The sequence below is a fragment of the Vibrio sp. Y176 genome (assembly GCF_033438945.1).
Window position 1 is genome coordinate 1 of record NZ_JAWOQS010000837.1, and the last position, 590, is coordinate 590.

Here is a 590-nt window from a genome sequence, read left to right on the forward strand (position 1 = left end):
GCCGTGCTCGCCTCGGACAAGGCTTGATAGTTGGCTTTCAATTGAGCGCATGGTTGGGTCGCTAGCTAGAACACCGCGTTTTTTATCTTCACTGCCGATTTGTGTGTGTTCATCAATTGTAGATATCAATGTGTTGTAGGCGTCTACGAACTTGTTAAGCTGCTCTTTGGTTGCTTCGTCATCAGCGTCGATACCTAAACCAATCGCGGTTTCTCCAGAGGTCTGAGCCTTGGTTACGGTAATGTCTACGCCATCGATAACACCTTCAAACGTATTGCTCGAGTTAGTGAGTTTTAGACCAGTTTTCTCTGCACCCAACCAGATCACGGCATCTTGGGGGGCACTGATTTGACTAAGGTTTGTGAATGCATCTTCAAACCACGCTTGGCCTGTGCCCGTTGCGGACACGTTGATTTGGTTAGCGACGCCGGTTTCAGTGCTTGAAAGCATGAAGTGAGTCTGACCATTTGAGCGTACCAAGGTTGCGTTTACACCTGGGTTATCACTGTTGTTATTGATCGCTTTCGTTAGGTCACTCACCGTCGTTACACCATCACCGTCGGTATCGACGGTTGATAGATCAATCGTCA

General features: G+C 48.1%; 1 protein-coding gene. It reads right to left on the reverse strand.

The window, feature by feature from the left end; genetic code table 11:
- The coding region (gene fliD, locus R7O13_RS28940) for a flagellar filament capping protein FliD (RefSeq protein ID WP_318305472.1) at positions 1–590 on the reverse strand (590 nt) is incomplete at both ends.